This is a genomic window from Hyphomonas sp., assembly GCF_036964145.1.
GTDB lineage: Bacteria > Pseudomonadota > Alphaproteobacteria > Caulobacterales > Hyphomonadaceae > Hyphomonas.
The window spans coordinates 320,544-346,813 of sequence record NZ_JBALUC010000005.1; the positions used below are offsets into that span (position 1 = coordinate 320,544).

Here is a 26,270-nt window from a genome sequence, read left to right on the forward strand (position 1 = left end):
CGCCTAGCGCACCTGGCGTAGCAGGCAGGAGACGGCAAGACCGGTTGCGCCGGAAGACGAAAGATTATGACCGGCTGGCCAGTCTCGGCGTCAAATCTAGCGCCCCCTGACAGATAGTTCAGCTCGTAACGACCGGCTTTTTCTCTGGCTTCAGGACGCCGCGATTGAGGAGCTCCTCAGCAATCTGGATCGCGTTCAGGGCCGCGCCCTTGCGGAGATTGTCGGAGACGCACCAGAAGGCGATACCGTTCTCAACCGTCGGGTCCTTGCGGACGCGAGAGATATAGGTCGCCCACTCACCGACACATTCCTTCGGCGTGATGTAGAGCTCGTCTTCCGGATCATCGACCAGCATGATGCCGGGGCTCTCGCGCAGGATTTCCTTGGCCTTCTTGGCGCTCAATGGGCCGGCCAGTTCGACATTCACCGCTTCGGAGTGGCCAACAAAGACCGGCACACGCACACAGGTGGCGACCAGTTCAATGGACGGATCGAGGATCTTCTTGGTCTCGACGCGCATCTTCCATTCTTCCTTGGTGAAGCCATCCTCCATGAAGACGTCGATCTGCGGGATCACGTTGAAGGCAATTTCCTTCTGGAAGACTTCCGGAGTTGGCTCGTCATTGACGAACACGCCGCGCGTCTGGTTCCAGAGTTCGTCCATCGCATCCTTGCCGGCGCCGGACACGGACTGGTAGGTCGAACAGACGACGCGCGTGATGCCGACGGCATCATGCAGCGGCTTCAACGCCACGACGAGCTGCGCGGTCGAGCAGTTCGGGTTCGCGATGATCATCTTCTTCTTGTAGCCCAGCACCGCTTCGCCATTGCATTCCGGCACAACGAGCGGCACGTCCGGGTCCATCCGCCAGGCGGACGAGTTATCGATGGTGATCGCGCCGGCCTTGGCAATCTTCGGGGCCCATTCCTTCGCGGTGGCGCCGCCAGCCGACATCAGGACGAGGTCAACCTGCGAGAAGTCGAACTGTTCAATATCGTGGCATTTCAGGGTGCGGTCGCCATAGGAGACTTCCTTGCCCAGGGACCGCCGGGACGCTACCGCAAAGACTTCATCGGCTGGGAACATGCGTTCTTCCAGAATGTTCAGCAGTTCGCGTCCGACATTACCTGTTGCGCCGACGACTGCGATCCGAGTGGCCATGATATTCCTGCTCCTAAAAATGAACCGGGCTTATGGCGCATCTTTGAGGCATTTTAAAGCCTGTTGCCAATGGGTCGCTGCTGAGGCAGACCGGACACAATCCGGAATTGGGAGCTGACACCGTGCTTGATGACGTGATCAACCGCTACCTTGCCTGTTACAATGCCCGCGATATCGAGGGAATGCTCGATTGCGTGACGCAGGATGTTGTTTTCGAAAACATCTCGAATACGGGCCAATCCATGCGCCTCGACGGCAAGGACATGATGCGCCAGGTGGCCGAATTGTCCGGCAATGCCTTCTCCTATCGGCGCCAGAGACTGGTCAATATCGTCAGCGGTGGCGGCAAGGCAGCGGCCGAAATCGAGTTCGAAGGCAAGGCCGCCGTGGACCTGCCCAATGGCATCAAATCCGGCGAGACGGTCAAGGTACGGGGCGCCAGCTTTTTCGAATTCCGCGGCGATTTGCTCTGCCGGATCGCGGATTACAGCTGATCGCCATGCAGCAAGCGACCGATTTCCTGGACGAGACCCATGCGCTGGGCGAATTGATCGCACCCTTGTCTGACGCAGACTATCTGCAGGAAACCGCCTTCAAGCGCTGGACCATCGACATGGTGCTCCGCCATTTGCATTTCTGGAACACGGCCGCCCTGCTCTCGGTCAAGGACGAAGCCGCCTTCCAGGCGCTCGTCTCCGGCCTGACCGACGCGCTTCGCAAAGGCGCCCTGCCGGACCATGAGCGGGCACATTTCAATGGCCTGTCAGGCCGCGCCTTGCGGGAAGACTGGCTGGCCATGGCCCGCGAGACGGCCGATGTGTTCGCACAAACCGATCCATCCCAGCGCCTGAAATGGGTTGGGCCCAGCATGAGCGCGCGCTCCTCAATCACGGCCCGCCTGATGGAAACGTGGGCGCACGGACAGGAAGTCTATGACCAGCTGGGCGTGGTTCGCGAGAATGCCGACCGCATCCGGAATATCGTCGTGCTTGGCGTGAACACCTATGGCTGGACGTTTGCCAATCGCAAATTGCCAATCCCGGAGCCCATGCCCCATCTGGTCCTGACGGCGCCCTCCGGCGAAATCTGGACCTATGGAGACGCGCAGGCCGATGAGCGCATCGAAGGCCCGGCAGAAGATTTCTGCCAAATTGTCACGCAAGTGCGCAACATTGCCGATACGGGTCTCTCCGTATCCGGCGCAAATGCAAGCGCATGGATGGAACATGCGCAATGTTTTGCCGGCCCGCCCCAGTCACCCCCCGCCCCCGGAACGCGCTGCCTTCGCAGCTAGGCGACCTGCCTATGCCGGCATCATCGCAGGATGCCGGAGCTCCGGCGAAAGGCCATCACCCATCAGGTCAATGAAGTTCTCCGAGTAGAAGCGTTCCACACCGCGCGCGGACGTGCCTTTCAGGCTTTCGTCGAACCGTTTCAGGGGATTGCGTCCGCCTTCGACATGTGGGTAATCGGACGAAAACATGCAGACCTCTTCGCCCGCATTGGCAATGATCCAGCCAGCATCCTCGTGAGGATAAGGCGCGACGCGCAATTGTCGCCGAACGATTTCCGAAGGCTTTGCCGACAGGTTCTGCAGGCGCTCCTCATTGCGCATGAAGGCATGAGCTGCCGAATCCAGGGACCTCATCCATCCCGGCAGCCAGGACGCTCCCAATTCGATGGCGCCCCATTTCAGGTTTGGGAACCGGTCGAACACGCCATCGAATATCAGCGTTGCGAGCGTCTGCATGGCGGCCTCGGGAATCGGCATGTAGCTGACCGAAGTGAAATTGTCGTCGCCCCCGTGGAAGTCGGGCACCGGCGGCAAGCCGTTCTTCTTGTAGACGGGGTTCAACTTGGTCTCCCCCCCGACATGCAGCACGACCGGCAATCCGGCCTCCTCGGCCATCGCCCAGAGCGGGTCCAGTGCAATGTGACTCGGCGCATGGTTCTGCGGGCATCGGCTCGGCACCATCAGCGCCTTGGCGCCCAAGTCGATTGCCAGCTTGGCCGAAACTAGCGTCCGGTGAAACTCTTCCAGCGGAATATAGGCGACGGGCAAGAGCCGCGGATCGACGCTGCAGAAATCGGTCATCATGCGATTATGGGCATCGGCGGCGGCGTAGCAGAGGTCCATATCGTCGCCCTGGTCGAGGCCGAAATTGCCCAGGCAGTGCGTCGTGAAGACAAGCTGGCTCGCAAATCCGAGGCCGTCCAGCGCATGGGGCCGGTCATCCCGAAGCCAGGCGCCCTGAGCTTCGTAATTCTTACGCACCATCAATTCGCCATCGGCGTCAGCCCGGAATTCGGCATCGCTCTGGAGGTCGAGGCGCTCACGGATCCAGTCGGCGCGCTCCGCCAGGAGTTCCCGCATCTGCGGCGTTTCCCGGAAGCGTGCCAGCAGGCGCTTGTCAAAATACGGATCCAGGCAATCCACCGGCTCCATCAGATGGCTGTCTGCATCATGAATCAGCCGACCACTCGCATACGTCATTACATTCCTCCCATTTATTATTTTGGAGAAATGCTCTCATGCACGGCGCGGCAGGGCAAGAAGTTCGCAGTCCCTTTAAAGGGCGGCGATAATCGCGTCGGTCATCTGGCGCGTGGACAATTCGCCGCCCAGATCACGCGTGCGCGCGCCATTGTCCAGCGCCTTGCCGACCGCTGCGAAGAGCGTGTCGGCAACCTTCTCCCGGCCGAGCGACCAACGAAGCGCCATTTCAAATGACAGGATCGCCGCACAGGGATTGGCAATCCCCTGCCCGGCAATATCCGGAGCAGAGCCATGCACCGGTTCATACAGGCCCGGCGTGCCATCTGCCCCGAGGGAGGCCGATGGCAGCATACCGATCGAGCCGGTGAGCATGGCCGCCTCATCAGACAGAATGTCCCCGAACAGATTGCCGGCCAGGATGACGTCGAACTGTTTCGGCGCGCGGACCAGCTCCATTGCGCAGGCATCGGCATACATGTGGCTGAGCTCCACGCCTCCGCCAAATTCCGCGTGGGCCAGCGTCACTTCCTGACGCCAGAACAGCCCGGTCTCCATCACGTTCGATTTCTCGACCGAACAGACGCGCCCATTCCGGCCGCGCGCGATTTCGAAGGCGACCCGGGTCACACGTTCGATTTCGGGGTGCGTGTAGATTGATGTATCGTAGCCGCGGCGCAGACCGCCCTTCTCGTCGATCCCGCGTGGCGTGCCGAAATAAACACCGCCTGTCAGCTCCCGGACGATCATGATGTCGAGGCCTTCCACCACTTCGGGCTTCAGGCTGGACGCGCTGACCAGCGCCGGGAAACAGAAGGCAGGCCGAAGATTCGCGAATACATCCAGCCCCTTGCGCAAGGCGAGCAGGCCCGCTTCCGGGCGCTTGTCGCGCGCTGTGCCCGTCCATTTCGGTCCGCCCACGGCGCCGAGCAGGACGGCGTCTGATTTGAGAGCACGCTTCAGCGTTTCATCTGTCAGCGGCGTGCCGTGCGCATCATAGGACGCGCCTCCGACGAGGCCTTCTTCCAGTTTGAGATCAGGCGCGAGCACATCCACCAACCGCCGGACTTCGGCCACCACTTCCGGGCCAATTCCATCGCCGGGCAACAGCAACAGGGTTTGTTTCACGTTCGCACTCCACTCATGTAATGGGTTTCATGCTCTACTAGACCCGACATTTCAGCGGCGCAATGCGATCACATGGCATCTTCCGCGACAGATAGGCTCAGCTATCAGGATTTTCCGATGTATCGCCCGGCTCCTCGTCAACCGGTTCGGCGGGAGTATCCGGCAGGGTGACATTGACTTCAGGCTTCACGCTGAACGGATCCGTGTGACATGCGGCAATGGTGGCGAGAAACATGCCGCCCACAACCATCAGACCAAATCTCTTCATGTCACGCTCCTGTACGGATGGGCTCAGCTGGCCTTTTCGAGCCAGGGCATGGATATCCGGCGCTGGGCCTCGAATGTGTCAATCTCGCCGGCAGCGGTCAAGGAACTGCCGATTTCATCAAGGCCAGCCATCAAATTGGTCTTCCGGCCTGCATCCACCTCGAAGGCATAGATCTCACCATCCGGGCCCGTCACGATTTGTGCCTCAAGGTCCACGGTGAAGACATGGTTGGAGCCTCCCGCCTGATCGGCCAGTTTCTGGCATACATCTACTGGCAGGCGCACCGGCAGGATACCATTCTTGTAGCAATTATTATGGAAGATGTCGGCGAAACTCGGCGCGATGACACAGGTGATCCCCTGGTCCAGCAGTGCCCAGGGCGCATGCTCGCGCGAAGACCCGCAGCCGAAATTCTCGCCCGCAATCAGGATGCTCGCAGCGGCGTATTCTGGCCGGTTCAATACGAAATCGGACCGAGGCGAGCCGTCAGACAGCGTTTTCAGTTCGTGGAACAGGCCCTTGGACAGGCCTGTGCGTTCGGTCGTCTTAAGGAACTGCTTGGGAATGATCATGTCTGTGTCGACATTGGACATCGGCTTGCCCTTTTCGAGCAGCGGTGCAGCGGTTCCGGTGAGTTGCGTAAAGGCTTTCATGAGGCGTGTCCTAGCGTGAAGAATGCGCGATGAACAGGGTCGGCACGCCAAGAGTCCCGTCCCGGACCGTAAAAACACTCGAGCCCGGTTTGCGCCCTGTGCGCAGGTCGGACACATCGAAGCCGGCGTCCGTGAGCCGCGCATGCGCGGCGGGCAGATCGTCCACAGCCCATGTCAGTCCCCAGATGCTGTCTGGGACGGCGGGATCATGGTCTTCCCCAAGCCGATGGATCACCTCAAAGGTCAGCCCGCCGGTGCGGAAGAACAGGAAGCGCGTCTTCCATTCTTCCCGCCTCCGGTCGAGCGCCAGATCCAGCCCCAGCCGAGCCCCATAGAGCCCGAGGGCCCGGTCCGGATTGGGCGTGTTGATGACGATATGATCCAGGGTCGTGGCGCTGCCGGATGGCGCATCAGCTACGGGCAAAGCCTCTACCGGAGATATGAGGAAGGTCTTCACGCCAGCTGTTTGAGTATCGGCACAGCGAAAACGCGTCCATTTCCGTGCTTTCCCATCGATTTCATTCGTGCTGGCGCCCTCAGTGATCTCACTTGGCATCAGGCCGCGCCGGGTCAGCTTGTGGTGCGCAGCAGAAATATCGGCGGTACCGAAAGCAAGGCTCTTCAGGCCGGGCCCCTCATCCGAGACGATTTCCCGCAGCCGATCAGCCACTGCCCCCTCCCCGTCCGGGGCCATCAATTCGAGACTTGTATTCTCCAATCGGAAAATCGCCGTCGCGGCGCCGTCCGACGCGGCACGCCAGTCTGCCGGTCGCCCGAGCAGGCTTTCATAAACCGCCGTCGCTGCCTCGATCTCCGGACAGACCAGAACGAAATGGTCGAGACCTGTAATCATGGTGGGTTAGAGACCCTCGAACAGCGCCGTCGAAACATAGCGTTCGGCAAAGCTCGGCAAGAAAACAACCAGCGTCTTGCCCTCCATGTCTGCCCGCGTGCCGACCTTCACCGCCGCCGCCGCCGCCGCGCCGGAGGAGATACCGCCCGGAATGCCTTCCAGCCGGGCCAGCTTGCGGGCCATGGCGAAGGATTCCTCGTTCGAGACTTTCACCACTTCGTCGATCAAATCCGTTTCTGCATTGGCTGGGATGAAGCCCGCCCCGATGCCCTGGATCATGTGCGGTCCCGGCTCGCCGCCGGACAGGACAGGGCTGCCTTCCGGCTCGACGGCCAGCATTTTCAGGCCCGGCTTGCGCGCCTTCAGCACGCGGCCACACCCGGTAAATGTGCCACCAGTGCCGATGCCGGCAATCACCGCATCCACGGCGCCGTTCGTATCGGCCCAGATCTCTTCGGCCGTCGTCAGCTCGTGGATGGCCGGATTGGCGGGGTTGTCGAACTGGCTCGGCATCACTGCGCCCGGTGTCGCCTCGAGGATTTCCTTCGCCTTCGCGATGGCGCCGCCCATACCCTTCTCTTTCGGGGTCAGCTCCAGCTCCGCGCCGAGATAGGCCAGCATCTTGCGGCGCTCGATCGACATGGATTCCGGCATGGTCAGGATCAGGCGGTATCCCCGGCTGGCCGCGGCAAAGGCAAGGCCGATGCCGGTGTTTCCGGACGTTGGCTCAACCAAAACGCCGCCGGGCTTCAGCTTGCCGTCGGCTTCCAGCTGCAACACCATGTTCAGGCCGATCCGGTCCTTTACACTGGCCAGCGGATTGAAGAACTCGCATTTGAACAGAAGGTTCGCCTTGATGCCTTCGGCCTCGGCGAATTTCGGCGCAGCCACCAGCGGCGTCGATCCGACCGTTTCGAGGATAGACGCATAGGTACGACCGCGCGGGCCATCCAAAGTGACGTTTCCGGGCAGGCTGACAGTATTGCTCATGGGTCCACTCCATCTGGTTTTGGCCGGACTATCTGCCCTCCCTGCTCCAGACGCAACTGAAGGATGGGTTTAGCCAATCACACCCTGGATCGCGGCGCGCGCCGCGAGGGTCGGGCTCATCAGATGGGTGCGGCCGTCGCGGCCCTGGCGGCCTTCGAAGTTCCGGTTGGAGGTGGATGCGCACCGCTCGCCCGGCGCCAGCGTGTCGGGATTCATGCCGAGACACATGGAGCAACCCGGCTCGCGCCATTCAAATCCGGCTTCGAGGAGGATCTCGTCCAGCCCTTCGGATTCCGCCTGCGCGCGGACGAGGCCAGACCCCGGCACGACCATGGCGCGAACGCCTTCAGCGACCTTGTTGCCCTTGGCGACTTCGGCGGCAGCGCGAAGGTCCTCGATCCGGCTGTTCGTACACGAGCCGATGAAGACACGCTGGACCGGCGTACCTTTAATGGGCGTACCGCCTTCGAGACCCATATAGGCCAGCGCGCGTTCGCAGGCTGCGGCCTTGACCGGGTCACTGAAATCTTCCGGCTTGGGAATAATGCCGGACAAGGGAATCGCTTGTTCCGGGCTGGTGCCCCAGGTCAATGTCGGCTCGACCTCTTCGCCCTTGATGTGGACGAGTTCATCAAACACGGCGTCGTCATCTGAATAGAGCGTCGTCCAGAAGGATTTCGCGACATCCCATGCGCCGCCCTTTGGCGCGGCCGGGCGGCCCTTGATGTAGTCAAACGTGGTCTCATCCGGCGCAACAAGACCCGCGCGGGCGCCGCCCTCGATGGCGAGATTGCACAGCGTCATGCGCCCTTCCATGGAGAGGTTGCGGATCGCATCGCCGCGATATTCCATGACGTATCCCGTGCCCCCGGCCGTGCCGATGACCGAGATGATGTGCAGCGCGAGGTCCTTTGCGGTCACGCCCTCCTTCAGGCTGCCGGAGACTTCAATGGCCATGTTCTTCGACTTGCGCGCCCGCAGCGTCTGTGTGGCGAGCACATGCTCGACCTCGGACGTGCCGATGCCATGCGCCAGCGCGCCGAACGCGCCATGCGTCGACGTGTGGCTGTCACCGCAGACAATCGTCATGCCGGGCTGGGTACGCCCCTGCTCCGGCCCGACGACATGTACGATGCCATTGCGGATATCGCCCATCGGGAAATATTCAATGTTATGTTCGGCAACGTTGCGGGTCAGGGTTTCCAGCTGGTTGCGTGCGTCCGGATCGGTCACGCCCGCGAGGCCGGCAGCCTGGTTCTCGGTCGGCGTGTTATGGTCTGCGACGGCCAGCGTCAGGTCCCGCCGGCGCACGCCGCGCCCGGCAGCCTTCAGTCCGGCAAAAGCCTGGGGCGTCGTGACCTCATGGATCAGGTGCAGGTCGATATAGAGCAGGCTCTCGCCGCTCTCATCGGTGTGCACCAAATGCGCGTCCCAGATCTTGTCGTAAAGTGTCTTGCCAGCCATTGGGCCTCATCCTGTCATGTCGCGGCGCACCATAGCGGCGCGCGCCCGGCTGGGAAGGGGTCAATTGGCGATTGGCGACTCTTGATCACAGGGCGGAGACAGGCGCACGGCCAGCGCCTTGAGTTCGTCCATCTCGAAATCGCCGGCCACGAGTATCTCACCGCCGCTGATCGTTTCCAGCACTCGGGGAGACATGATGGTTTCAGTGTCCACGCGCAAGGGCACGACGTCACCCATGCGGGTGGCGGTAATCGATTTCAGCTTTTCCGCGCCGGTCTCGTCCAGACGGATGGACAGGGCCGGTCGCCCCGTGGCGTCCGTCACAGCCGAAGCCTGTACCTGGTGAGGGGCGAACCGTGTCTCCCCGATGGTGAGGATTCCCTGGGCGATGCCCGGCGGGCGGCAGGCGGGCATGGTGAGACGCAACGTATCGTCGGCGGGCTCACAGGCAGGCAAGAGGGACAGGGCGGCGAAGGTCAGGCAGAGGCGTCTCATGCCTTCAAGGGTGGCACAGAAATTCCGGCCCCAAAAGTGAAAACGCCCCAACCGTAAGGCGGGGCGTTTCATCAATCCTGGCGAAGGGCCGGGATGTCTATTCTTCAGCGGCGCCTTCGTCGGACGCTGCAGCAGCGGCTTCAGCTTCAGCGGCCGCAGCGGCGGCGGCCTCTTCAGCAGCTTTCGCCTTGGCAGCTTCGTCGCGAGCCTTGGCAGCAGCTTCCTTGCGGGCAGCTTTTTCTGCGTCTTTCTGGCGGCGGCGCTCGGTCTTCGAGACGGCGATTTCCACCGTTTCGATGCCGTGACCCGTCGTACGCTCAGCGATACGGGCAGATTTGCCGCGACGGTCGCGGAGGTAGTAGAGTTTCGCACGGCGCACGCGGCCCTTGCGCTTCACTTCGATGCTTTCAATCATCGGGGAAGCAAGTGGGAAAACGCGCTCGACGCCTTCACCAAAGGAAATCTTGCGAACCGTGAAGCTCTCATTGATGCCACCGCCTGCGCGGGCAATACAGACGCCTTCAAAGCGCTGGACGCGCTCACGGTCGCCTTCCGTGATGCGGACGTTCACGGCCAGCGTGTCACCCGGGGAAAATTCCGGGATATTCTTGTCGCCGACAACGCGGGAAAACTCTTCCGCTTCGAGCTGTTCAATCATGTTCATCGCCTGTCTCCGGCGGTTGTAATTCGTTGGTATCTGAGTAAGCGGCGTATAAATCGGGGCGGCGGTCAAATGTCAACGACTTTGCGCTGTTGAACCGCCATTCTTGTATGCGTTTATGGTCCCCCGACAGCAGAACCTCCGGAGTCGGGTGACCTTCCCACTCCCGGGGCAACGTATACTGGTCATGTTCCAGCAATCCGGTCTCGAAGGATTCCTCTTCCAGAGAGGCCTCGTTCCCGGCCACACCGGGCAAGAGACGCACCACGGCCTCGGTCATCGCCATGGCTGCGACCTCGCCTCCGGCCAGCACGAAATCCCCGATCGAAACCTCACGCAGGCCCCGCGCGCGGATCACCCGCTCGTCCAGCCCCTCGAACCGACCGCACATCATCACCATGCCCTCGCCGCCCGCAAATTCGCGTGCGAGCTTCTGCGAGAAGCGTTCGCCCCGTGGGGACAGATAGATGAGCGGCTTGCTGTCCGTGTCGATGCTGTCCAGCGCCGCGGCCGTCACGTCCGGACGCAGCACCATGCCCGCGCCGCCGCCGGCGGGCGGCGCATCGACATTCTTGTGCTTGCCGAGGCCAAAATCGCGCAGCTGAATGGTTTCATAGTCCCAGATGCCTTCACGGCGCGCGCGCTCCAGGATGGAGACGCCGAGCGGGCCGGGAAAGGCCTCGGGAAACAGGGTGATGAAACTTGCCTTGAACATGCGCCGAGCCTTTAGCCTACCGCGTGCGCGGCGTCACGCCCACCGCGCCGTTGCCCAAATGGTCGGCTGCCCTCCTGCCCCCAAGAGCAGAATGCCAAACGACAGCAGTCGACAAAAGTTGACGCATGTGTCACTTTTTTCTGGGAGGAATAAAATGACAAAAACACTGCCGGGTCTCACACCCGAAGAAATTGGCCGCGTCCGCAGGCCCCTTGAAGAAGCTTACACGCTGCCCCCTGCCGCTTATCTCGATGAGGATGTCTACGCGCGCGAAACCGACCAGATCCTGCGCAAGAGCTGGCTGCCGCTGGCACGAATTGACCAGATTGCCACGCCGGGAGACTTCATCTCACTCGACCTGTTCGGCCAGCCGGTCATGGTGGTTCACGGACATGATGGCGAAGTCCGCGTGATGTCCCGCACATGCCTGCACCGCGCAGCGCTACTGGCCGACGGCACCGGAAACCGGAAGCTGTTCACCTGTCCCTATCACGCCTGGAGCTATGACACGTCGGGCCAACTTGTCCGTGCGCCCCTGATGGATGGCGCAGAAGGCTTTTCAGAGTCCGGCTGCCGGCTGCCCCAGCTCCGTACGGAAATATGGGAAGGCTTCATCCTCGCCAATTTCGATCCTGACGCCGCAACCTTCGCACCCCCCGTCGAAAGTTACCGCAAATATTTCGAGAATTTCCGGCTCGCCGACATGAAGGTGGTGCACACGCTGGAATTCGACAGCGACTGGAACTGGAAAGTGCTGGTCGAGAATTTCATGGAAGCCTACCACCACATCGCCACGCATTCAGAGACGTTCGAGCCCGCCTATCATGCGCGTGACTCCCGCGTACCGGACAATGACGGCCCGTGGTCGATCCTGCACATGCCGGCGGCCCATGAGGAACTCCCGCCCGGCCTGCCGCCACTCGAGAGTGTTGAAGACTGGCAGGCACGCGACCTGTTCGCCACCGCCATCTTCCCGCACTTCCTGTTGGGCATTCAGGGCAGTGTCGTCACCTGGTACCAGGTCTTTCCGCAAGGCGCCGGCAAGCTGCACCTGAAGATCCATATCTGCGTTCCCGCTGCCTACAGTGAGATGGAGGGCTTTGACGAGATCGCGGAAGGCATGGCGCTGATGGTCTCAGCGATCCATCATGAGGATATCGGCGCGAATGATCTTGTTTGGCGGGGCCTCAACGCGCCGATGACACGGCAAGGCCGCCTCTCTCCGCTTGAGAAAGCCATCTGGCAGTACAATCAATGGTGGCTCGACCAGATGGAAGCACCTAGGCGGCCCCGTCCCAATCCGGCCAGTCGCGGAACAGGCCGAACTTGATGTTCGTCACCATCGCGTTGGCATCAAAATGCAACGTGTCGAGTTCTCCCGACCGCGCGGCCGCGGCGCGAAAGGCGGTGTCGAGCTGGGCGAGATCTCGCGTCTCGATCATGATATGGAACTCGCGGACATCGTCCGGGCGGAGGCCAAGCTTGCAGCGCATCATCCGCCAGGATTCAATGCGCCCTTCTGATTTCATGTGGTCCAGAAACGCCGGCAGCGCCTTCGCAAAGGCCCGCTCGTCAGTTCCGGGCTTCAGGTCAAACCAGATGTGATAAATGTCCATGCCGCGCTCCCCTGATTGGTCGCCTGTTGCACCTATCGCAACCGGCTGGCAATTGGCATACTCGTTCCATGACGTGCCAGCCGGGAGTTTTGTGACATGGGCATCATCGCATCGGTGGCAGCCTTTCTGGGACAGAAACCCCGCACCGCATCGAACCGGAAAGTACCGGAGGCCTATAAGACCATGTCCGCCGCCGAACTGAAGGACCTCGCCATGGCCGGCGATGTGCGGGCCGAAACTGCCCTGCGCCAGCGTGCAGCTTCAGCGGGCAAATGAGACTGGACCGCCAAGGCGCCAGCCTCTACTCCAAACCTATGTCCCAAAGCCCCGCCCTCTCCGTCCTGATCCCGTTCTTCAATGAAGAGGGCAATGTGCATCCCGTGATCGACGAAGTGCATGAACAGCTGGCGGGGATCAGTTTCGAAATTGTCTGCGTCAATGATTGCTCGTCCGATGCGACTGAGCGGGAACTTGCAGAGGCAAAAGCGAAACATCCGGAAACGGTCGTCGTGTTCAATCATGTCGCGCGCAAGGGCAAGTCCGCTGCGCTGTTCACCGGGCTGAAATCCGTGCGCGGCCAATGGGTGCAGTTGCTTGATGGCGACGGCCAGAATGATCCGGCCGATACGGCCCGCCTCTGGAAAGAAATCATCGTGCCGGGCGCCTCACCCCGGCTCGGCATCATTGCCGGCAAGCGCAACAGCCGGAATGATTCCGGGTTCAAATGGGTGCAGTCGCGGGTCGCCAATGGCGTGCGCCGGTTCGTCCTGCACGATGATGCGACCGATACGGGCTGCGGCTGGAAGCTGATCCGGACCGCCGCCTTCCGGGACCTGCCCTTCTTCGCCTCCATGCACCGCTTCCTGCCGGCCCTGATCAAGCGGGCGGGCTGGGATGTGCGTGAAGAGCGGGTAAATGACCGCAAACGGCTCGCCGGTCAGTCGAAATATGGTTTTCTCGGCCGGTTGGGCGCGGGAATCTTTGACCTGATCGGCATGTTCTGGCTGATCCGTCGGGGCGGCTACGGCCTCGCCCGCGAATGGCATGACCCGCGGGCGAATTAGACTCCCGCTCTCCTAGTCCTTGTGAACCTCACCGCCGCGATTGCGCAGCGCTTTCGGCATGTTTGCCTTTGGGCGCTGTTGTTGCGGGCGCGGTTGGGGCGCCGGACGCGGCTGCGGCCGGGGTTGCGGCGCGGCGCGGGCCGGCTGCCTGACCTGCTGTCGGGTCTGCGGCTGGGGACGAGGCTGTACGGGCTGGCGCGTCTGGACTTGAGGACGTTGCGGGACTGGACGCCGTTCCGGCTGCGTATTCCTCAGCGCCTTGGGACGTGAGTTCATGTCCGCTTTTTGCGGCGTGCGCGGATTTGTTGTGGGCCTGCGCTCGGTTTGCACGCGGGTGCGCTGTGTTGCAGGCGGTTGCACTTGGCGCACTTGCGGGCGCTGGGCTGCGGGACGGTTTGGTTGAATGGTCCGTACATTCGGTTGCGGGCGCTCAGCCGAGCCGATATTGGCTCGCTGCGGACGGCCCGGCACAGCCTGGGGACGGCGCAATTGCCTGGCGTCCTGGGCCTGCGGTCCACCCGCGAGCGCGTTCGGCGCGGCGCGGCTCACAGTGCCGACCTGCCCACCTCTGCGGTCACCGCGATTACCAGTGCGGCCATCATCCCGGCGATCACGATCCGCATAGGCGCCATCAGTGCGTCCACCCCGTCCATCATGGCCACCATCACGCGGACGATCTCCCCGGTCCCCACGATCCCCTCGGGGGCTGTCGCCCACAGGCCGGATGGACGATATATTGTCGTTCAGGCGAATGCCGTTCAGCCGGTCGGTCGAAGCGTCTACAATCTGGCAGCGGCCTTTGTAGTTCGCATGTTCACAAACCTCCCACTGGCCAGACCGGATGCGCAGCGACGAGATATTGTCGTTGAACCGATATCGGCTGAGATCAGAAATGCCCTTGTTCAGGCCGAGCGAAGCGCCGCGTTCGTAGGAATCCGTATACAGGGTCACTGCGCCATTGCGGGCGCCGTAATGACCCTTCAGCGGCGGGCGTTCCTTACGGTAATTGTGCTGGCCATAATGAGGGTTGGCTCCGTAGCGGGTCCACCCGAAACCATACGGTCCGTGACCCAGGCGGGGACTGTAATAGCCATAGGAGCGGTAACTGGGCGAATAGCCATAATGGTAGACGCTGATGCTCGTACTCGCCCCGTAGCCATGCGAATAATTGTCATATCCGTAGCGCGCATTATCGGCGTACCGGATATAGCCGGACTGATCGCGCGTGAACATCAGACCGTGCTCGGCCTCGGTATATTCATAAATCGGGCGGACCGAACTCAGCTCACCCTCTAGCCCATACCAGCCAAGATCCTGAACATCGCCGCGAACGAACACACAGCGGCCGGTGAAATCACTGTGCTCGCACAGCTCCCACGCCCCCGACAGGACAGCCACAGAGCGGGCACGGTCGTTGAAATAATAATCGTTCAGAGAATAGGCAGGATCGAAAACTTCCCGCACTTCACCGCGAAAATCCTCACCGCTGAACAGCATCAGGCCGGCTGGCTGCTCATTGGTCTCGTATTGCGCGACTGCTGCGCCCGCGACAGTAAGCGGGAGCGCAAGGGCGGCGCTGAAGCGGATCAATCTGGCGAACATGGGCAGTTACCTCATTCTTAACGTACCCTTTATGACAGGATACGCCTGAACGAGCGGCAACATGGGTCAATTGGCCGGGTCTGCCTCATCGCCGGACGCCGCCCATTCGGCCAGATCCGGAATGATGATGCGGGATGCGGCGATGTCCACGGTCGGCACATCGGCCAGTGTGAACGGCACAAGAACCGTGTCGCCCCGATCCGCCAGGCGGATTTCGAGCAGGTCATCTGCGCCGAAATTCTGCACGGCTTTCACGGTCCCGGCGGGTTCGCTGCCCCCCGCAAACACTTGCAGGCCGACCAGGTCCTCAATGTAGAACTCGTCATCATCTGGTTCCGGCAGCTTCGCGCGGGGCACATGCAGCAGCGTGCCGCGCATCGCGTCCCATTCTTCCTTTTGCTTCTGCTCTTTCGGGCGGACGATAAAATGGTCCTTGCCGGACCGCGCCGATTGCGGCGTCAGCACGGGTTTTCCGGCTTCATCGGTCAGCGCCCCATAGGTGAACACATCGTCCGGGTCGGCGGTGAAGCTTTTCACCCGCACATCGCCGCGTACGCCATGGGCGCCCTTGATGACGCCCACGACAATAAGTCTCTCAGTGTTTGATTTCGCGCTCATGCCGCTTCTCTAGCGGCCGAATGGCGGAGCGCAAGCAGGCAAGCGCCGCATCAGCGCCAGCCATCATAGGCGCGGATGGAAGAAATATTGTCATTCATCCGGATCGGCTTCAGATCACCTGCGCCGCCCTGCAACACTTCGCAGCGCCCCCGATAGTTCGCATGCTCGCAAACCAGCCAGCTGCCTCCGGTGACAAGGAAGGAGCTTGCGCGGTCATTGAAGCGGTATTGGCTGAGGTCTGGAATATCCTGCTGGACCTCGATCCCCTGCCCGCGCTGAGCGGAATCCGGGAACAGGACGAGGCCCGCATTCCAGCCGCCCCGACGGCCCCGGCTTTTGCCTTGCCCGTTGCCGCGATAGGTGGCCGGGCGAAGCGAGGAGACATTGTCGTTCAGGCGATAGGCATTCAATCGATCCGTACTGGCATCGACAATTTCGCACCGGCCCCGGAAATTGGCATCGGTGCAAAGCTCCCACGCGCCCGACTGGATCACGATGGAGGACGCACGATCATTGAAGCGCAGCCGGGCAAGGTCCGGCTCGGCGCCCTGGATGCGCAGGCCTTCGCCGGAAAACCCGGAATTGGAATAGAGGACAGCGCCGCTGCCGCCCCCACGATAGGAACTGTCATGATAGCGCCCACGGTCCGCACTGGCGGGAAGCGCAAGGGCCGCCATGCCGAGCGCCGCCAGCGGCAAGGTTCTGAACAATCTGGTCTTGAGCATATCGGGTCTCCTTTCAGGTCGTCTCTGGTTTTAAAGGAAGCGACCTGAACGGCGATTTTGTTCCCTGTTGCCCAAGGTTCAGAGACCCGGCATCGCGCGCACGAAAAAGGCCGGCACCCCGAAGGGCACCGGCCATATCCCGAGACTGGCAAGCCAGTCTTATTCCGAAGCTGCTTCCTCAGCAGGCGCTTCTTCGGCTGGCGCTTCTTCAGCAACCGGTGCTTCTTCAGCTGGAGCCGCAGCGGCTTCAGCGGCCGCTTTTGCCTTCTCGGCTTTCTCTTCAGCGCGTTCCTGAGCTTTCTTGCCCGGCTCACCCTTTTTCGGGTTGTCGCCGTGCGCCCATTCTACGATTGGCTTGCCGTCCAGTTCGATCTTGGACAGGAAGCGTGCGACGCGATCGGTCGGCTGGGCACCCTTGCGGAGCCATTCGGACGCTTTCTCGGCATCGATCTGGACGCGGAATTCCGAATCTTTCGGAAGGCGTGGATCATAGGAACCGATTTTCTCGACGAAACGGCCGTCGCGCGGGGCGCGGGCATCCGCGATGACCACGGAATAGAAGGGGCGTTTCTTGGACCCGCCACGGGCGAGTCGGATCTTGAGGGCCATGTGTGTATCTCCTGTAAGTCTGGCGTCTCGGGGTCGTATTCTCAGTCGTCGGTCTCAAGACCGCGAATGTGCTCATGATGACGGATGACTTCCGCCACGATGAAATTCAGTAATTTCTCGGCAAAGGCGGGATCGAGCCCGCTTTCCTGGGCCAAGCGGCGCAGCCGGTCGATCTGGCGCGCTTCGCGGTCCTTGTCCGCAGGCGGCATATTGTGCACGGCCTTCAGCTTGCCGACTTCCTGCGTTGCCTTGAAGCGCTCGGCCAGGGTGTGGATGATGATCGCATCCAGATTGTCGATGCTGGAGCGCAGCTTGGTCAACTGCAGCAGGGCCAGCGCGTCGGTGTCTGTGTCAGTCTTCATTTCTTCTTCCCTCCCCCAAGCCCGGGAAGGCCGCCCATGCCCGGAGGCAGGCCGCCGCCGCCAAGACCCGGCAAGCCGCCACCGGCGCCGCCCATCTTGGCAAGGTCGCCCGGCGAGATGCCAGCGGCCTGGGCCATGTTCATCATGTTCTTCATGCCGCCCTTCTGGCGCATCTTCTTCATCATGCCGGCCATCTGCTGGTGCATCTTCAGCACCTTGTTGACCTCTTGCACGGTGACGCCCGCGCCGGCGGCGATCCGCTTGCGGCGCGAAGCATTCAGGATGGCAGGCTTGCGACGCTCCTTGCGGGTCATCGACAGGATGATCGCTTCCTGGCGCTTCAGCACATTGTCGTCGAGATTGGCCGAATCCATCGCGGCCTTTGCCTTGCGCGCGCCGGGCAACATGCCCATCAGGCCGCCAAGGCCGCCCATGCGCTGCATCTGGCGGAACTGGTCGGCCATGTCCTCAAGGTCGAACTCGCCCTTGCGGAGTTTCTCCGCCATGCGCTCGGCCTTTTCGGCGTCCATCTGCTCGGCGGCTTTCTCGACCAGCGAGACAATGTCGCCCTGTCCGAGAATGCGGCCGGCGACGCGCTTGGCATCGAAGGCATCCAGGCCATCCAGCTTTTCGCCGACGCCCATGAACTTGATCGGCAGACCCGTCACGGCGCGCATGGAGAGCGCGGCGCCGCCGCGGCCATCGCCATCCATCCGTGTCAGGACAAGGCCGGTGAGCGGCAAGCGGGCGTTGAAACGGCTCGCGGTTTCGACGGCGTCTTGGCCCGTCAGGGCATCGGCCACGAGCAGCGTTTCAGACGGGTTCGCGATCTGCGCGATCTCCGCCACTTCATTCATCATCTGCTCGTCGATCGTCGTGCGACCGGCGGTATCGAGGATGAGCACATCATAACCGCTGATCTTGGCGGCGTTCAGAGCGCGGCGGGCAATATCTGCCGGCAGCTGGCCCTGGATGATCGGCAGCGCGCTGACATTCTCGTTGCACTGGTCGGCGAGGATGGCGAGCTGTTCCATGGCCGCCGGGCGGCGCGTATCAAGCGAGGCGAGCAGGACGCGCTTGCGCTCCTTTTCCGACAGGCGCTTGGCCAGCTTGCCGGTCGTGGTCGTCTTACCGGAGCCTTGAAGGCCCGCCATCATGATGATCGCTGGCGGGCTGTCGATACGCAGGCTGGTGTCAGCCTCTTCGCCGCCGAGCATGTCGACCAGCGCGTCGTAAACGATCTTGATGACCTGCTGGCCCGGCTTCACCGAGCGAATGACTTCCTCGCCCACGGCGCGCGAGCGCACCCCGTCGATGAAGTCCTTGACCACGGGCAGGGCGACGTCGGCCTCAAGCAGGGCGACCCGGATTTCGCGCAGGGCGGCGTTCACGTCCTTTTCGGACAGTGCCCCGCGGCCGGTCAGGCCGTCGAAAATTCCTCCAAGGCGTTCGCTCAGCGTGTCGAACATCTTTGTCGCTCCTTTGCCATCTGTCAGAGACTCTGACATAGGCGCTTAAACCCATTGCACAAAGCAGAAGAGCCCCGCTGAGCGACACTTCGCCGGGCGGGGGGCCTCGCTGACCTCATGGATCAGTCAAAGCGCGCTTTTCAAATTTGCGCAGATGTTGGCGCGCCTAAAGCACGCGGGGGCCCATGCGTCAAGCGAGTTGCAGCGCGCGCACCTGGTCTCGCAACAGGCTGATCGCAGCCTTGATCTCTTCTCCGACGAGGCTGAGGACAACCATATTCGCCCATGTGCCCCCGGCGGTGCGCATGTAATTGCGGATCAGCCCCTCGCGTTGGGCGCCCATCTTGGAAAAGGCGCGGATCGCGCGATCATTCTGTTCCGGCACGAAATAGGAGATCCGGCGGAAGCGGGCGGCATGGGCGCGGGTAAGTAAGGCAAGCTGGGTCGCCGGCACAATTGCGGTGCCGCGATACTTCTTCGGATGCCAGACAAACCCGATTTCGAGCCGCCGGTGCGTGCGGGAGACCCGTTCGAACGCAGCGAGGCCCGCAAACTCTCCCGTCGCCTTGTCGACAACATAGAAGGGATAGAAGGTCTCAGTCGCCTTCATGTCCAGGCTATGGTCCATATAGGCCTCAAGGCTGGTGCCGGTCGGCATGACCGGCATCCATTGCCACATGGATTCGGCTATCCCGGTCGCGAGCACGACCTCCTTGTGTTCCGCCGTGAGCGTGTCGAGGCGAACCACATCATTTTCCGGGGCCGGGTCAGCGAGGTTCATATTTCAAATCATTAGGCCAGAGGCCGGGCATGGCAAGCAAAACCATACCCGGACTTATAAGTTCCGTTTTAAAACTTTGATACAGTTTCAAAAAGGAACTTATGTTGCTCATTTCATGCCGAACAATTGCCGCGTCAGATAGGTGAATTCCAGCGCCGAGCGCTTGGCACGCTCCTTCTGGTTCGCCGCTGCCGAGTGACCGCCATCAATATTCTCATAATAGTAGAAGGGCAGGCCAGCGGCCTCGAACTTCGCCGCCATCTTGCGGGCATGACCGGGATGGACCCGATCATCCTTGGTCGAGGTCACGAAGAAGGGCACTGGATAGTCCCGCGCGGCATCGAAATTCTGATAGGGTGAGATGGTCTCGAGGAATTTGCGCTCTTCCGACACGTCTGGTGAGCCATATTCGTCCACCCAGGAGGCGCCAGCGAGCAACAGATGGTAGCGCATCATGTCGAGCAATGGCACCTGAACGACGACTGCATTCCAGAGATCTGGCCGCTGGTTCAGCATGACGCCCATCAGCAGGCCGCCATTCGAGCCGCCCATGATGCCAAGATGCTTCGGCGAGGTAACGCCCCGCGCAACGAGATCTTCGCCGACCGATATGAAGTCGTCGTAGATGCGCTGACGTTTCTGTTTCAGGCCGGCCTGATGCCATTCCGGGCCGAATTCGCCGCCGCCCCGGATATTGGCGAGCACATAGGCGCCGCCTTTTTCGAGCCAAAGCCGGCCCGTAACCGGGCTGTAGGAAGGGTTCAGTGACACCTGGAAGCCGCCATAGCCGTAGAGAAGCGTCGGCGTGGTGCCGTCGAGCGGCAAATCAGCCTTGCTGACGAGGAAGTAGGGAACGCGCGTCCCGTCTTTCGACGTCGCGAAATGCTGCGTCACTTTCAGGCCGGTGGCGTCGAATTTCGGCGGCAGGCTTTTCAGTGTTGTGACGTCTCCAGTCGCCGCATTGTAGGAGAGCAGCGAATCCGGCGTCAGGAAGTCTTCGTAATTGATGAAGACCGTTTCTTCCTCATCGCTCGCAAAGGCGATGTTCGCCTGTCCCGTACCCGGCAGCGCTACGGCTTCGAGCGTCCAGCCAGCATCCCCAGCCTCGGCCCGCATCACCTTGCCAACGGCCGTATCGCTAACGCCCAGCAGCAGCGCGCCCTTGGCGATGGACACGCCTTCCAGGGCCTGCGTTTCGCTCGGATGGAAGACGAGGGACACAGGCGGCAATTCGCGGGTTTTAATGAAGGCATCGACATTGAACGCAACCAGATCGCCGGACTTGAACGAAACGGCCTGTCCTGCCGGGGCCCAGTCTTCCTGCAACGAGACCAGCAATTGTCCCTGATAGACGCCTTCCGGAGAGGATTTCGGCGGGATGGGCCACCGGACCGGATCAGTCTCGCCTTCCGGGAACCACCAATAGCGCGTCGTGAAGAAAGTGTCGGCCTGCGCAGCGCCCTGCAGGATACGCCCGTCCTCCAGTTCCAGAGCCATCGGCCAGACGCCAACATCTTTGGCCTCGCCGCGGATCAACTCTTCAGCCGACTCCAGAGGCGCGCCGCGCTCCCAGCGCTTTACGATGAAGGGATAGCCCGATGCCGTCAGCGTGCCCTCGCCCCAATCGGTCGCGATCAACAACGTGTCCAGGCTGGCCCAGGCGCCGCCCTGCTTAGCTTCCGGCGTCACGAACCCGTCTTCGACGAATTGCTTTGTCGACAGGTCGAATTCGCGCCGAATGACGGCGTCCTTGCCGCCATTCGACAGGGACACCATGCATTTGTAGCCGGCATCGCTGCCCTTCGGGCGGAAACAGTCGGCCCCCTTGTAGACCCAGTTCTTGCCTTCGGTCTCGGCCAGCTGGTCAAAGTCGAGCACAATTTCCCATTCCGGGGCGTCGGTCGCATAGCTTTCCAGCGATGTGCGGCGCCACAGGCCGCGAACATGCGTGTCATCCTGCCAGAAATTGTAGACCATGCCCTCGCGGATCGTGCCGTAAGGAATACGCTCCGCCGAGGTCAGGGCTTCAACAGCCGCCTTCTCATAGGCCGCATAATTCGGGTCGGCCTGCAGTTCGGCAAGAGAGCGCTCATTCTGGCCCCGCACCCAGCTGAGCGCCGCGTCGCCTTCAACGTCTTCCAGCCAGAGATACGGATCCTCGGCGGCGGCGTCCGAGGCGTGCGAAGAAGGAATTGTGTCTGCCAAAGGGGTCTCCGTTGAGGCTTGGGTTCCGCAGGCCACAAGGGCGAGGAGGCTGAGCGGAGCGAAATATTTGTGCATGGTCTCTCCGGTATCGGTAAGTCTTCATGGGTTAACTGGTCTGGACGAAAAACAATTCCAGCTCTGTCACCCTAATTGACCAAATCCTGCCCCGGAAGGTGGCACAATGGCATGCTGGGAAATTATCCAACCCGTTCAAAAGTAATGCGTTCCACCAGCAGCGCGCGCGACTTTTCAGGCACGACCGGCCGGATGGCGAAATAGTCAAATCCCTGATCGCCAATATGGTCAGGCACGACATATTCGAAACTGAAATCCTCGAACCCCTGGGCAAGATCAAAGACCTGCCAGCCCGAATCTCCGTCCCGGCCAACCGAATAGTTTACCTTGGCCTGCATCGCGCCCTTCTGGTCAGCCGGCCGCATGCGGACCGTGCACCGGATGCGGTGTCCGGAGAACTGGACTTCGAGGTCGCTGGCGAGCCGGAAATGTGGCCCCTCTTCCGCGTCCGGCCCCAGCAGGCCTGCCTGCGCTTCGATATAGAGCAAATAGTCACCGTCGCTGTCGCGCGCGAGTTCGGTTATCGCGTCTCCGCCCGCCAACACCTTGTTCAGGAATTCCCCCTCAACCGTGATGAGGTCATAATTGGACCCGTCCCCCGTCACTGCCCCATCCGGCAGGCGGCCAATGGCCGGCCAGATGGCAAGCATGACCATGCCCAAGGCAAGCAGAAGGGCCAGGGGGAAGAATATCCGGTCTTTCATGAATGGGGGAACTCTTTCACAGTTCGGCGGTGGGAGCCGCTAGCCAAGGACTGGCACTCCTGTTAGCAGGAAGCCGAACGGTTTGGCGAGCCGTAGACGCCGTCTTGCATGCAATTAACGGGGGCGAGTTCCATGTCGAAATCGGCATTGCGGCGCCGGGCCAAGGAGGCGCGCCACTGGCTGTTCGAAGCCTGTTTCCCGCTCTGGAGCGAGCGCGGCATCAGTGAATCCGGCCTGTTTCGTGAAATGTTGTCCCTCGACCATATGCCTGTGGCGGAAGAGTTCACACGCGTACGTGTCCAGGCTCGGCAAACCTTTGTCTTCGCACAGGCCGCCCTGCTAGGCTGGAAACCCGACACCGCCCGCGATCTGGTGGAACAGGGCGTGCGCACCTTGAGCGGCCTTGCCCGCCGGGAAGATGGCCTCGTCGGCCATAGCATCAAGGCGGATGCCAGCGGCTTCGCCGATGATAGGCCGGACCTCTACGATCTCGCCTTTACGCTCTATGCGCTGGCCGTCTCCAGCCAGGCACTGGAAGATGGCAGCGGCGCGATTGCGTCGGCGCGCGCTTTGCTGGATGCGCTGGACCGGCGCCTGAAGGACCGGACGAATGGCGGGTATGCCGAAACCCTGCCGCCCCCCTCACGCCGCTCTCAAAATCCGCATATGCACCTGCTGGAAGCCAGTCTCGCCCTGCACCGGGCAGACCCTGAAGGCGGCCATCTCGCGCGGGCCACCCACCTCATCACTCTGTTTCACGAGAAATTCACCGCCGGACCCGGCGGCCTGCTGGGCGAAGTCTTCGCCCCGGACTGGAGCGAAGGTCCGGGCGACGCCGCCCGGATCGTGGAGCCCGGCCATCAATTCGAATGGGTCTGGTTGCTCAACACCTATGCGGAAGCCATCGGTGAGCCCATGGCGCCAATCGCTGGCCGTCTCTACAGCTTTGCCGCCAGCACGCTGGACGAGGATGGCCGCGCCCTGCTGGAAGTCAGCCGGGAGGGTATCCCGCACGATGCCGGCCAGCGCAGCTGGTCGCAATCGGAAGCGCTGAAAGCCCATCTCGTCATGTTGGAAATGACCAATGATGACGCCATCGCCGCGGCCGCCTGCCAGAGCTTCGACATATTGATGGACGAGCATCTGACGCCCGAAGGCGGCTGGATCGAACAGTATGATGGCGATGGTCATATCGTCTCGACCACCATGCCCGCCTCGACCGGATATCATGTGGCGCTCGCCTTTTCAGAGCTGATCCGCGTCATGGACGCTTGAACCGCGGCGTTTTTGCCCCGAAAAGGGCCCGGAACTGATCAAGAAGGAAATATTCATGCCCAGACTAGCTCTCGTCCGCCACGGCCAGTCCGAATGGAATCTGCAAAACCGGTTCACTGGCTGGTGGGACGCCGACCTGACCGAGAAGGGCGAAGCCGAAGCAAAGAAATCCGGCGACTTGCTCAAGGCGTGCGATGCCGATTTCCGCGCCGCCTTTACCAGTGTTCAGACGCGCGCCATTCGCACGCTCTGGCTGGCGCTGACGGAAATGGACCGGGTCTGGCTGCCCGTGACCAAGCATTGGCGCCTCAATGAGCGCCACTATGGCGGCCTGACCGGGCTCGACAAGGCCGAGACCGCGGCCAAGCATGGCGACGAGCAGGTCCATATCTGGCGCCGCTCCTATGACATCCCGCCGCCGCCCCTTGAGGCCGGCAGCGAGTTCGATCTCTCGGCCGACCCGCGCTACAAGGGCATCGACATTCCCAACACCGAAAGCCTGAAGCTGACGCTGGAACGCGTCCTGCCCTATTGGGAAGAGGCGATCACGCCGGTCCTGAAGTCGGGCACCGATGTCGTCATCGCTGCGCATGGCAATTCGCTGCGCGCGCTGGTGAAGCATCTCTTCCAGGTGCCAGATGAGTCCATTACCGGGATCGAGATTCCGACCGGCAATCCACTCTACATCGAGCTAGACGATGATCTGAAGCCAATTTCAGTCCGTTATCTGGATGCAGAACGCGGCAAGCCGCTTCCGAAACTGCCATGAGCCTGCGCCTGTCCCGGCGGCGCGACCGGCGCATGATGGGACGGGCCCACAGCCTCGCCCGGCTGAACCACGGCCTGACCGGGGTGAACCCCTCGGTTGGCTGCATCATTCTCGATCGTGAAGGCCATGTCGTGGGCGCGGGCGTCACCGGCCTGGGCGGCCGGCCGCATGCAGAAGAAATCGCTCTGGAAGAGGCCGGCGAGGCGGCGCGTGGCGGCACAGCCTATGTGACGCTGGAGCCGTGCCGTGAACGCTCGCAGGGCGGCAAATCCTGCTCCGTGAAATTGCTGGAAGCGGGCATTGCCCGCGTTGTCTGCGCGGTCGAGGACCCGCATCCTGTCGCCAATGGCGGCATCCGCGCCCTCAGGGACGCCGGAATTCACGTCCAGATCGGCCTCGGCCAGCGTGAAAGCCAGCGCCTCTACCGCAGATTCTTCGAAAGCGTGCTCTAGCGGGCAAACGGCCCGGCATGGGCGATGATCTTTTCGTAGAATGCCACCGAATCCCGCTGGAACGCCGCCTTGTTGAATTGCTGCTCATAGGAGGCGCGGCCTCCCTCGACGAGTTTCGCCGCCAGCGCCTTGTCCGAGATCACCCGGCTAAGCGCCGTGGCAAGCGCGTCGACATCATTCTTCGGGATCAGCAGCCCGTTCACTTCATTTTTCACATAGGCCGCCGGGCCAACCGCATCCGCCGCCACCAGCGGGCGGGACGCCGCCCAGGCATCCACGGTCACCGTGCCGAACGGCTCGTAACGGGACGGGAAGGCCACCACATCGCAGGCTGCCAGCAGCGCGCCGCGGTCGTTGCGCCAGCCAAGGAACCGAACCCGGTCGTCGAGGCCGAGCTTGGTGCATTGTGCTTTCAGTTCCGCCTCAATCGGGCCATCGCCCGCGATCCAGACATACAGGCCCGGCACTTTTGCCGTCGCATCCAGCAGCGTGTCGAGGCCCTTCTTCTCGTGCAGGCGCGCGAGAGCGAGGGCAACCGGCGCCTCCTCCGGCGTATCCAGCGCCGCACGGCTGGCCGGATCGGTGCCCTCAAAGTCTGCATAGGTATGGATGATGGCGGAGCGGTCGTCCGGAACGCCCTGCTCGCGGATGTGACGCAGCAGGTCGATGGTCAGGCCGACATGCCATTCGCAATTCACAAAGCGCGCAAGTTTGTAATAGCCACCATACCAGCCAATCGACCGGTTGCGGTATTCCTTTGGCGCGTATTGCCCGGCGCGGCCCATCCAGTATTCGATGACGTCCGGCTTGAAGACCTTGATCGCGTCGCCAATCACGCGCCGCGTCGGGAAGGGCCACGTATTGTTGAACGCGGCCACATCCACACCAATCCCGGCCTCGCGGAATTTCTGGACGCGGAACGGGTTGTCCGGGCGCGTGACCACATGCTGGGTCAAACCGGCCTCTGCCAGCGCCAACACGGATTCCAGCATGATGTTCTCTGCGCCGCCCTCTTTCGCGCCCGCCATCACGTGCATGATCCGCATCTGCCGTTCCTTTCA

General features: G+C 61.9%; 30 protein-coding genes. 8 read left to right on the forward strand and 22 right to left on the reverse strand.

Going from position 1 to position 26,270, the window contains the following annotated elements:
* Nucleotides 1-118 precede the first annotated feature (118 nt).
* Nucleotides 119-1,162, reverse strand: coding sequence for an aspartate-semialdehyde dehydrogenase (locus V7660_RS15945; RefSeq protein ID WP_335604043.1), 1,044 nt, complete (start codon nucleotides 1,160-1,162; stop codon nucleotides 119-121).
* Nucleotides 1,163-1,284: 122 nt separating this feature from the next.
* Here V7660_RS15945 and V7660_RS15950 point away from each other — a divergent pair, with 122 nt between their 5' ends.
* Together V7660_RS15950 and V7660_RS15955 are read left to right on the forward strand one after the other, a co-directional pair.
* On the forward strand, nucleotides 1,285-1,656 hold the full coding sequence (locus tag V7660_RS15950) for a nuclear transport factor 2 family protein (protein ID WP_335604044.1): 372 nt from the start codon (nucleotides 1,285-1,287) through the stop codon (nucleotides 1,654-1,656).
* 5 nt (nucleotides 1,657-1,661) lie between these two features.
* Nucleotides 1,662-2,456: a TIGR03084 family metal-binding protein gene (locus V7660_RS15955; protein ID WP_335604045.1), complete on the forward strand. Its 795-nt coding sequence runs from the start codon at nucleotides 1,662-1,664 to the stop codon at nucleotides 2,454-2,456.
* Nucleotides 2,457-2,465: 9 nt separating this feature from the next.
* Here V7660_RS15955 and V7660_RS15960 read toward each other — a convergent pair whose 3' ends face one another.
* From V7660_RS15960 to trmD, 10 genes are all read right to left on the reverse strand, one after another.
* Entirely contained in the window at nucleotides 2,466-3,656 is a 1,191-nt protein-coding gene (locus tag V7660_RS15960; RefSeq protein WP_335604046.1) for an amidohydrolase family protein, read from the reverse strand.
* Nucleotides 3,657-3,731: 75 nt separating this feature from the next.
* A complete protein-coding gene (gene leuB / locus V7660_RS15965) occupies nucleotides 3,732-4,784 on the reverse strand; it encodes a 3-isopropylmalate dehydrogenase (protein ID WP_335604047.1) in 1,053 nt (350 codons plus the stop codon).
* Nucleotides 4,785-4,881: 97 nt separating this feature from the next.
* Nucleotides 4,882-5,052, reverse strand: a complete 171-nt coding sequence (locus V7660_RS15970) for a hypothetical protein (protein ID WP_335604048.1) — start codon at nucleotides 5,050-5,052, stop codon at nucleotides 4,882-4,884.
* A gap of 23 nt (nucleotides 5,053-5,075) precedes the next feature.
* Complete coding sequence (gene leuD / locus V7660_RS15975; protein WP_335604049.1) at nucleotides 5,076-5,705, reverse strand: 3-isopropylmalate dehydratase small subunit; 630 nt, start codon at nucleotides 5,703-5,705, stop codon at nucleotides 5,076-5,078.
* 10 nt (nucleotides 5,706-5,715) lie between these two features.
* The gene (locus V7660_RS15980) at nucleotides 5,716-6,558 is read right to left on the reverse strand and encodes a VOC family protein (RefSeq protein ID WP_335604050.1); all 843 of its coding nucleotides are present in this window, start codon (nucleotides 6,556-6,558) and stop codon (nucleotides 5,716-5,718) included.
* 6 nt (nucleotides 6,559-6,564) lie between these two features.
* On the reverse strand, nucleotides 6,565-7,548 hold the full coding sequence (gene cysK / locus V7660_RS15985) for a cysteine synthase A (RefSeq protein ID WP_335604051.1): 984 nt from the start codon (nucleotides 7,546-7,548) through the stop codon (nucleotides 6,565-6,567).
* Nucleotides 7,549-7,617: 69 nt separating this feature from the next.
* On the reverse strand, nucleotides 7,618-9,012 hold the full coding sequence (gene leuC / locus V7660_RS15990) for a 3-isopropylmalate dehydratase large subunit (RefSeq protein WP_335604052.1): 1,395 nt from the start codon (nucleotides 9,010-9,012) through the stop codon (nucleotides 7,618-7,620).
* 60 nt (nucleotides 9,013-9,072) lie between these two features.
* Nucleotides 9,073-9,507 (reverse strand): SecDF P1 head subdomain-containing protein, encoded by a 435-nt coding sequence (locus V7660_RS15995; RefSeq protein WP_335604053.1) that lies wholly within the window; start codon nucleotides 9,505-9,507, stop codon nucleotides 9,073-9,075.
* Nucleotides 9,508-9,604: 97 nt separating this feature from the next.
* Entirely contained in the window at nucleotides 9,605-10,171 is a 567-nt protein-coding gene (gene rplS / locus V7660_RS17290) for a 50S ribosomal protein L19 (RefSeq protein WP_349389695.1), read from the reverse strand.
* Nucleotides 10,158-10,883 (reverse strand): tRNA (guanosine(37)-N1)-methyltransferase TrmD, encoded by a 726-nt coding sequence (gene trmD, locus V7660_RS16005; RefSeq protein WP_335604054.1) that lies wholly within the window; start codon nucleotides 10,881-10,883, stop codon nucleotides 10,158-10,160. The genes rplS and trmD overlap by 14 nt, the downstream gene beginning before the upstream one ends.
* A 154-nt stretch (nucleotides 10,884-11,037) precedes the next feature.
* On the opposite strand from trmD, the gene V7660_RS16010 reads away from it, so the two are divergent.
* Nucleotides 11,038-12,213, forward strand: a complete 1,176-nt coding sequence (locus V7660_RS16010) for an aromatic ring-hydroxylating oxygenase subunit alpha (RefSeq protein WP_335604055.1) — start codon at nucleotides 11,038-11,040, stop codon at nucleotides 12,211-12,213.
* On the opposite strand, the gene V7660_RS16015 is transcribed toward V7660_RS16010, so the two are convergent.
* Nucleotides 12,164-12,499 (reverse strand): DUF6614 family protein, encoded by a 336-nt coding sequence (locus V7660_RS16015; protein ID WP_335604056.1) that lies wholly within the window; start codon nucleotides 12,497-12,499, stop codon nucleotides 12,164-12,166. The genes V7660_RS16010 and V7660_RS16015 overlap by 50 nt on opposite strands.
* A gap of 96 nt (nucleotides 12,500-12,595) precedes the next feature.
* Here V7660_RS16015 and V7660_RS16020 point away from each other — a divergent pair, with 96 nt between their 5' ends.
* Together V7660_RS16020 and V7660_RS16025 are read left to right on the forward strand one after the other, a co-directional pair.
* Nucleotides 12,596-12,775, forward strand: coding sequence for a hypothetical protein (locus tag V7660_RS16020; RefSeq protein WP_335604057.1), 180 nt, complete (start codon nucleotides 12,596-12,598; stop codon nucleotides 12,773-12,775).
* Complete coding sequence (locus V7660_RS16025; RefSeq protein ID WP_335604058.1) at nucleotides 12,772-13,563, forward strand: glycosyltransferase family 2 protein; 792 nt, start codon at nucleotides 12,772-12,774, stop codon at nucleotides 13,561-13,563. The genes V7660_RS16020 and V7660_RS16025 overlap by 4 nt, the downstream gene beginning before the upstream one ends.
* A 12-nt stretch (nucleotides 13,564-13,575) precedes the next feature.
* On the opposite strand, the gene V7660_RS16030 is transcribed toward V7660_RS16025, so the two are convergent.
* From V7660_RS16030 to V7660_RS16070, 9 genes are all read right to left on the reverse strand, one after another.
* Nucleotides 13,576-15,165 (reverse strand): beta/gamma crystallin-related protein, encoded by a 1,590-nt coding sequence (locus V7660_RS16030; RefSeq protein WP_335604059.1) that lies wholly within the window; start codon nucleotides 15,163-15,165, stop codon nucleotides 13,576-13,578.
* Nucleotides 15,166-15,231: 66 nt separating this feature from the next.
* Entirely contained in the window at nucleotides 15,232-15,783 is a 552-nt protein-coding gene (rimM, locus tag V7660_RS16035; RefSeq protein WP_335604060.1) for a ribosome maturation factor RimM, read from the reverse strand.
* A gap of 50 nt (nucleotides 15,784-15,833) precedes the next feature.
* Nucleotides 15,834-16,508, reverse strand: coding sequence for a beta/gamma crystallin-related protein (locus V7660_RS16040; RefSeq protein WP_335604061.1), 675 nt, complete (start codon nucleotides 16,506-16,508; stop codon nucleotides 15,834-15,836).
* Between the two features lie 159 nt (nucleotides 16,509-16,667).
* Nucleotides 16,668-17,117, reverse strand: coding sequence for a 30S ribosomal protein S16 (gene rpsP, locus V7660_RS17295; protein ID WP_442910054.1), 450 nt, complete (start codon nucleotides 17,115-17,117; stop codon nucleotides 16,668-16,670).
* Nucleotides 17,118-17,158: 41 nt separating this feature from the next.
* On the reverse strand, nucleotides 17,159-17,479 hold the full coding sequence (locus V7660_RS16050) for a chorismate mutase (RefSeq protein ID WP_335604062.1): 321 nt from the start codon (nucleotides 17,477-17,479) through the stop codon (nucleotides 17,159-17,161).
* Nucleotides 17,476-18,948 (reverse strand): signal recognition particle protein, encoded by a 1,473-nt coding sequence (gene ffh, locus V7660_RS16055; protein WP_335604063.1) that lies wholly within the window; start codon nucleotides 18,946-18,948, stop codon nucleotides 17,476-17,478. The genes V7660_RS16050 and ffh overlap by 4 nt, the downstream gene beginning before the upstream one ends.
* 190 nt (nucleotides 18,949-19,138) lie before the next feature.
* Nucleotides 19,139-19,729, reverse strand: a complete 591-nt coding sequence (locus tag V7660_RS16060; protein WP_290485141.1) for a GNAT family N-acetyltransferase — start codon at nucleotides 19,727-19,729, stop codon at nucleotides 19,139-19,141.
* A 108-nt stretch (nucleotides 19,730-19,837) separates the two neighbouring features.
* Complete coding sequence (locus tag V7660_RS16065) at nucleotides 19,838-22,009, reverse strand: prolyl oligopeptidase family serine peptidase (protein WP_442910055.1); 2,172 nt, start codon at nucleotides 22,007-22,009, stop codon at nucleotides 19,838-19,840.
* Between the two features lie 122 nt (nucleotides 22,010-22,131).
* Nucleotides 22,132-22,713 carry a hypothetical protein gene (locus V7660_RS16070; protein ID WP_290485139.1) on the reverse strand — a complete coding sequence of 194 codons (582 nt, stop codon included), beginning with the start codon at nucleotides 22,711-22,713 and terminating at the stop codon, nucleotides 22,132-22,134.
* 132 nt (nucleotides 22,714-22,845) lie between these two features.
* Between V7660_RS16070 and V7660_RS16075 the strand changes: the two genes are divergently transcribed.
* The 3 genes from V7660_RS16075 to V7660_RS16085 are packed head-to-tail and all read left to right on the forward strand — an operon-like array spanning nucleotide 22,846 to nucleotide 25,209.
* The gene (locus V7660_RS16075; protein ID WP_335604065.1) at nucleotides 22,846-23,988 is read left to right on the forward strand and encodes an AGE family epimerase/isomerase; all 1,143 of its coding nucleotides are present in this window, start codon (nucleotides 22,846-22,848) and stop codon (nucleotides 23,986-23,988) included.
* Nucleotides 23,989-24,043: 55 nt separating this feature from the next.
* Complete coding sequence (gene gpmA, locus V7660_RS16080; protein ID WP_335604066.1) at nucleotides 24,044-24,757, forward strand: 2,3-diphosphoglycerate-dependent phosphoglycerate mutase; 714 nt, start codon at nucleotides 24,044-24,046, stop codon at nucleotides 24,755-24,757.
* Nucleotides 24,754-25,209, forward strand: coding sequence for a bifunctional diaminohydroxyphosphoribosylaminopyrimidine deaminase/5-amino-6-(5-phosphoribosylamino)uracil reductase RibD (locus tag V7660_RS16085; RefSeq protein WP_290485136.1), 456 nt, complete (start codon nucleotides 24,754-24,756; stop codon nucleotides 25,207-25,209). Before gpmA ends, V7660_RS16085 begins: the two co-directional genes overlap by 4 nt.
* Here the strand turns inward: V7660_RS16085 and V7660_RS16090 are convergent.
* Nucleotides 25,206-26,255 (reverse strand): glycosyltransferase, encoded by a 1,050-nt coding sequence (locus V7660_RS16090; RefSeq protein WP_335604067.1) that lies wholly within the window; start codon nucleotides 26,253-26,255, stop codon nucleotides 25,206-25,208. The two genes, V7660_RS16085 and V7660_RS16090, sit on opposite strands and share 4 nt — an antisense overlap.
* Nucleotides 26,256-26,270 lie beyond the last annotated feature (15 nt).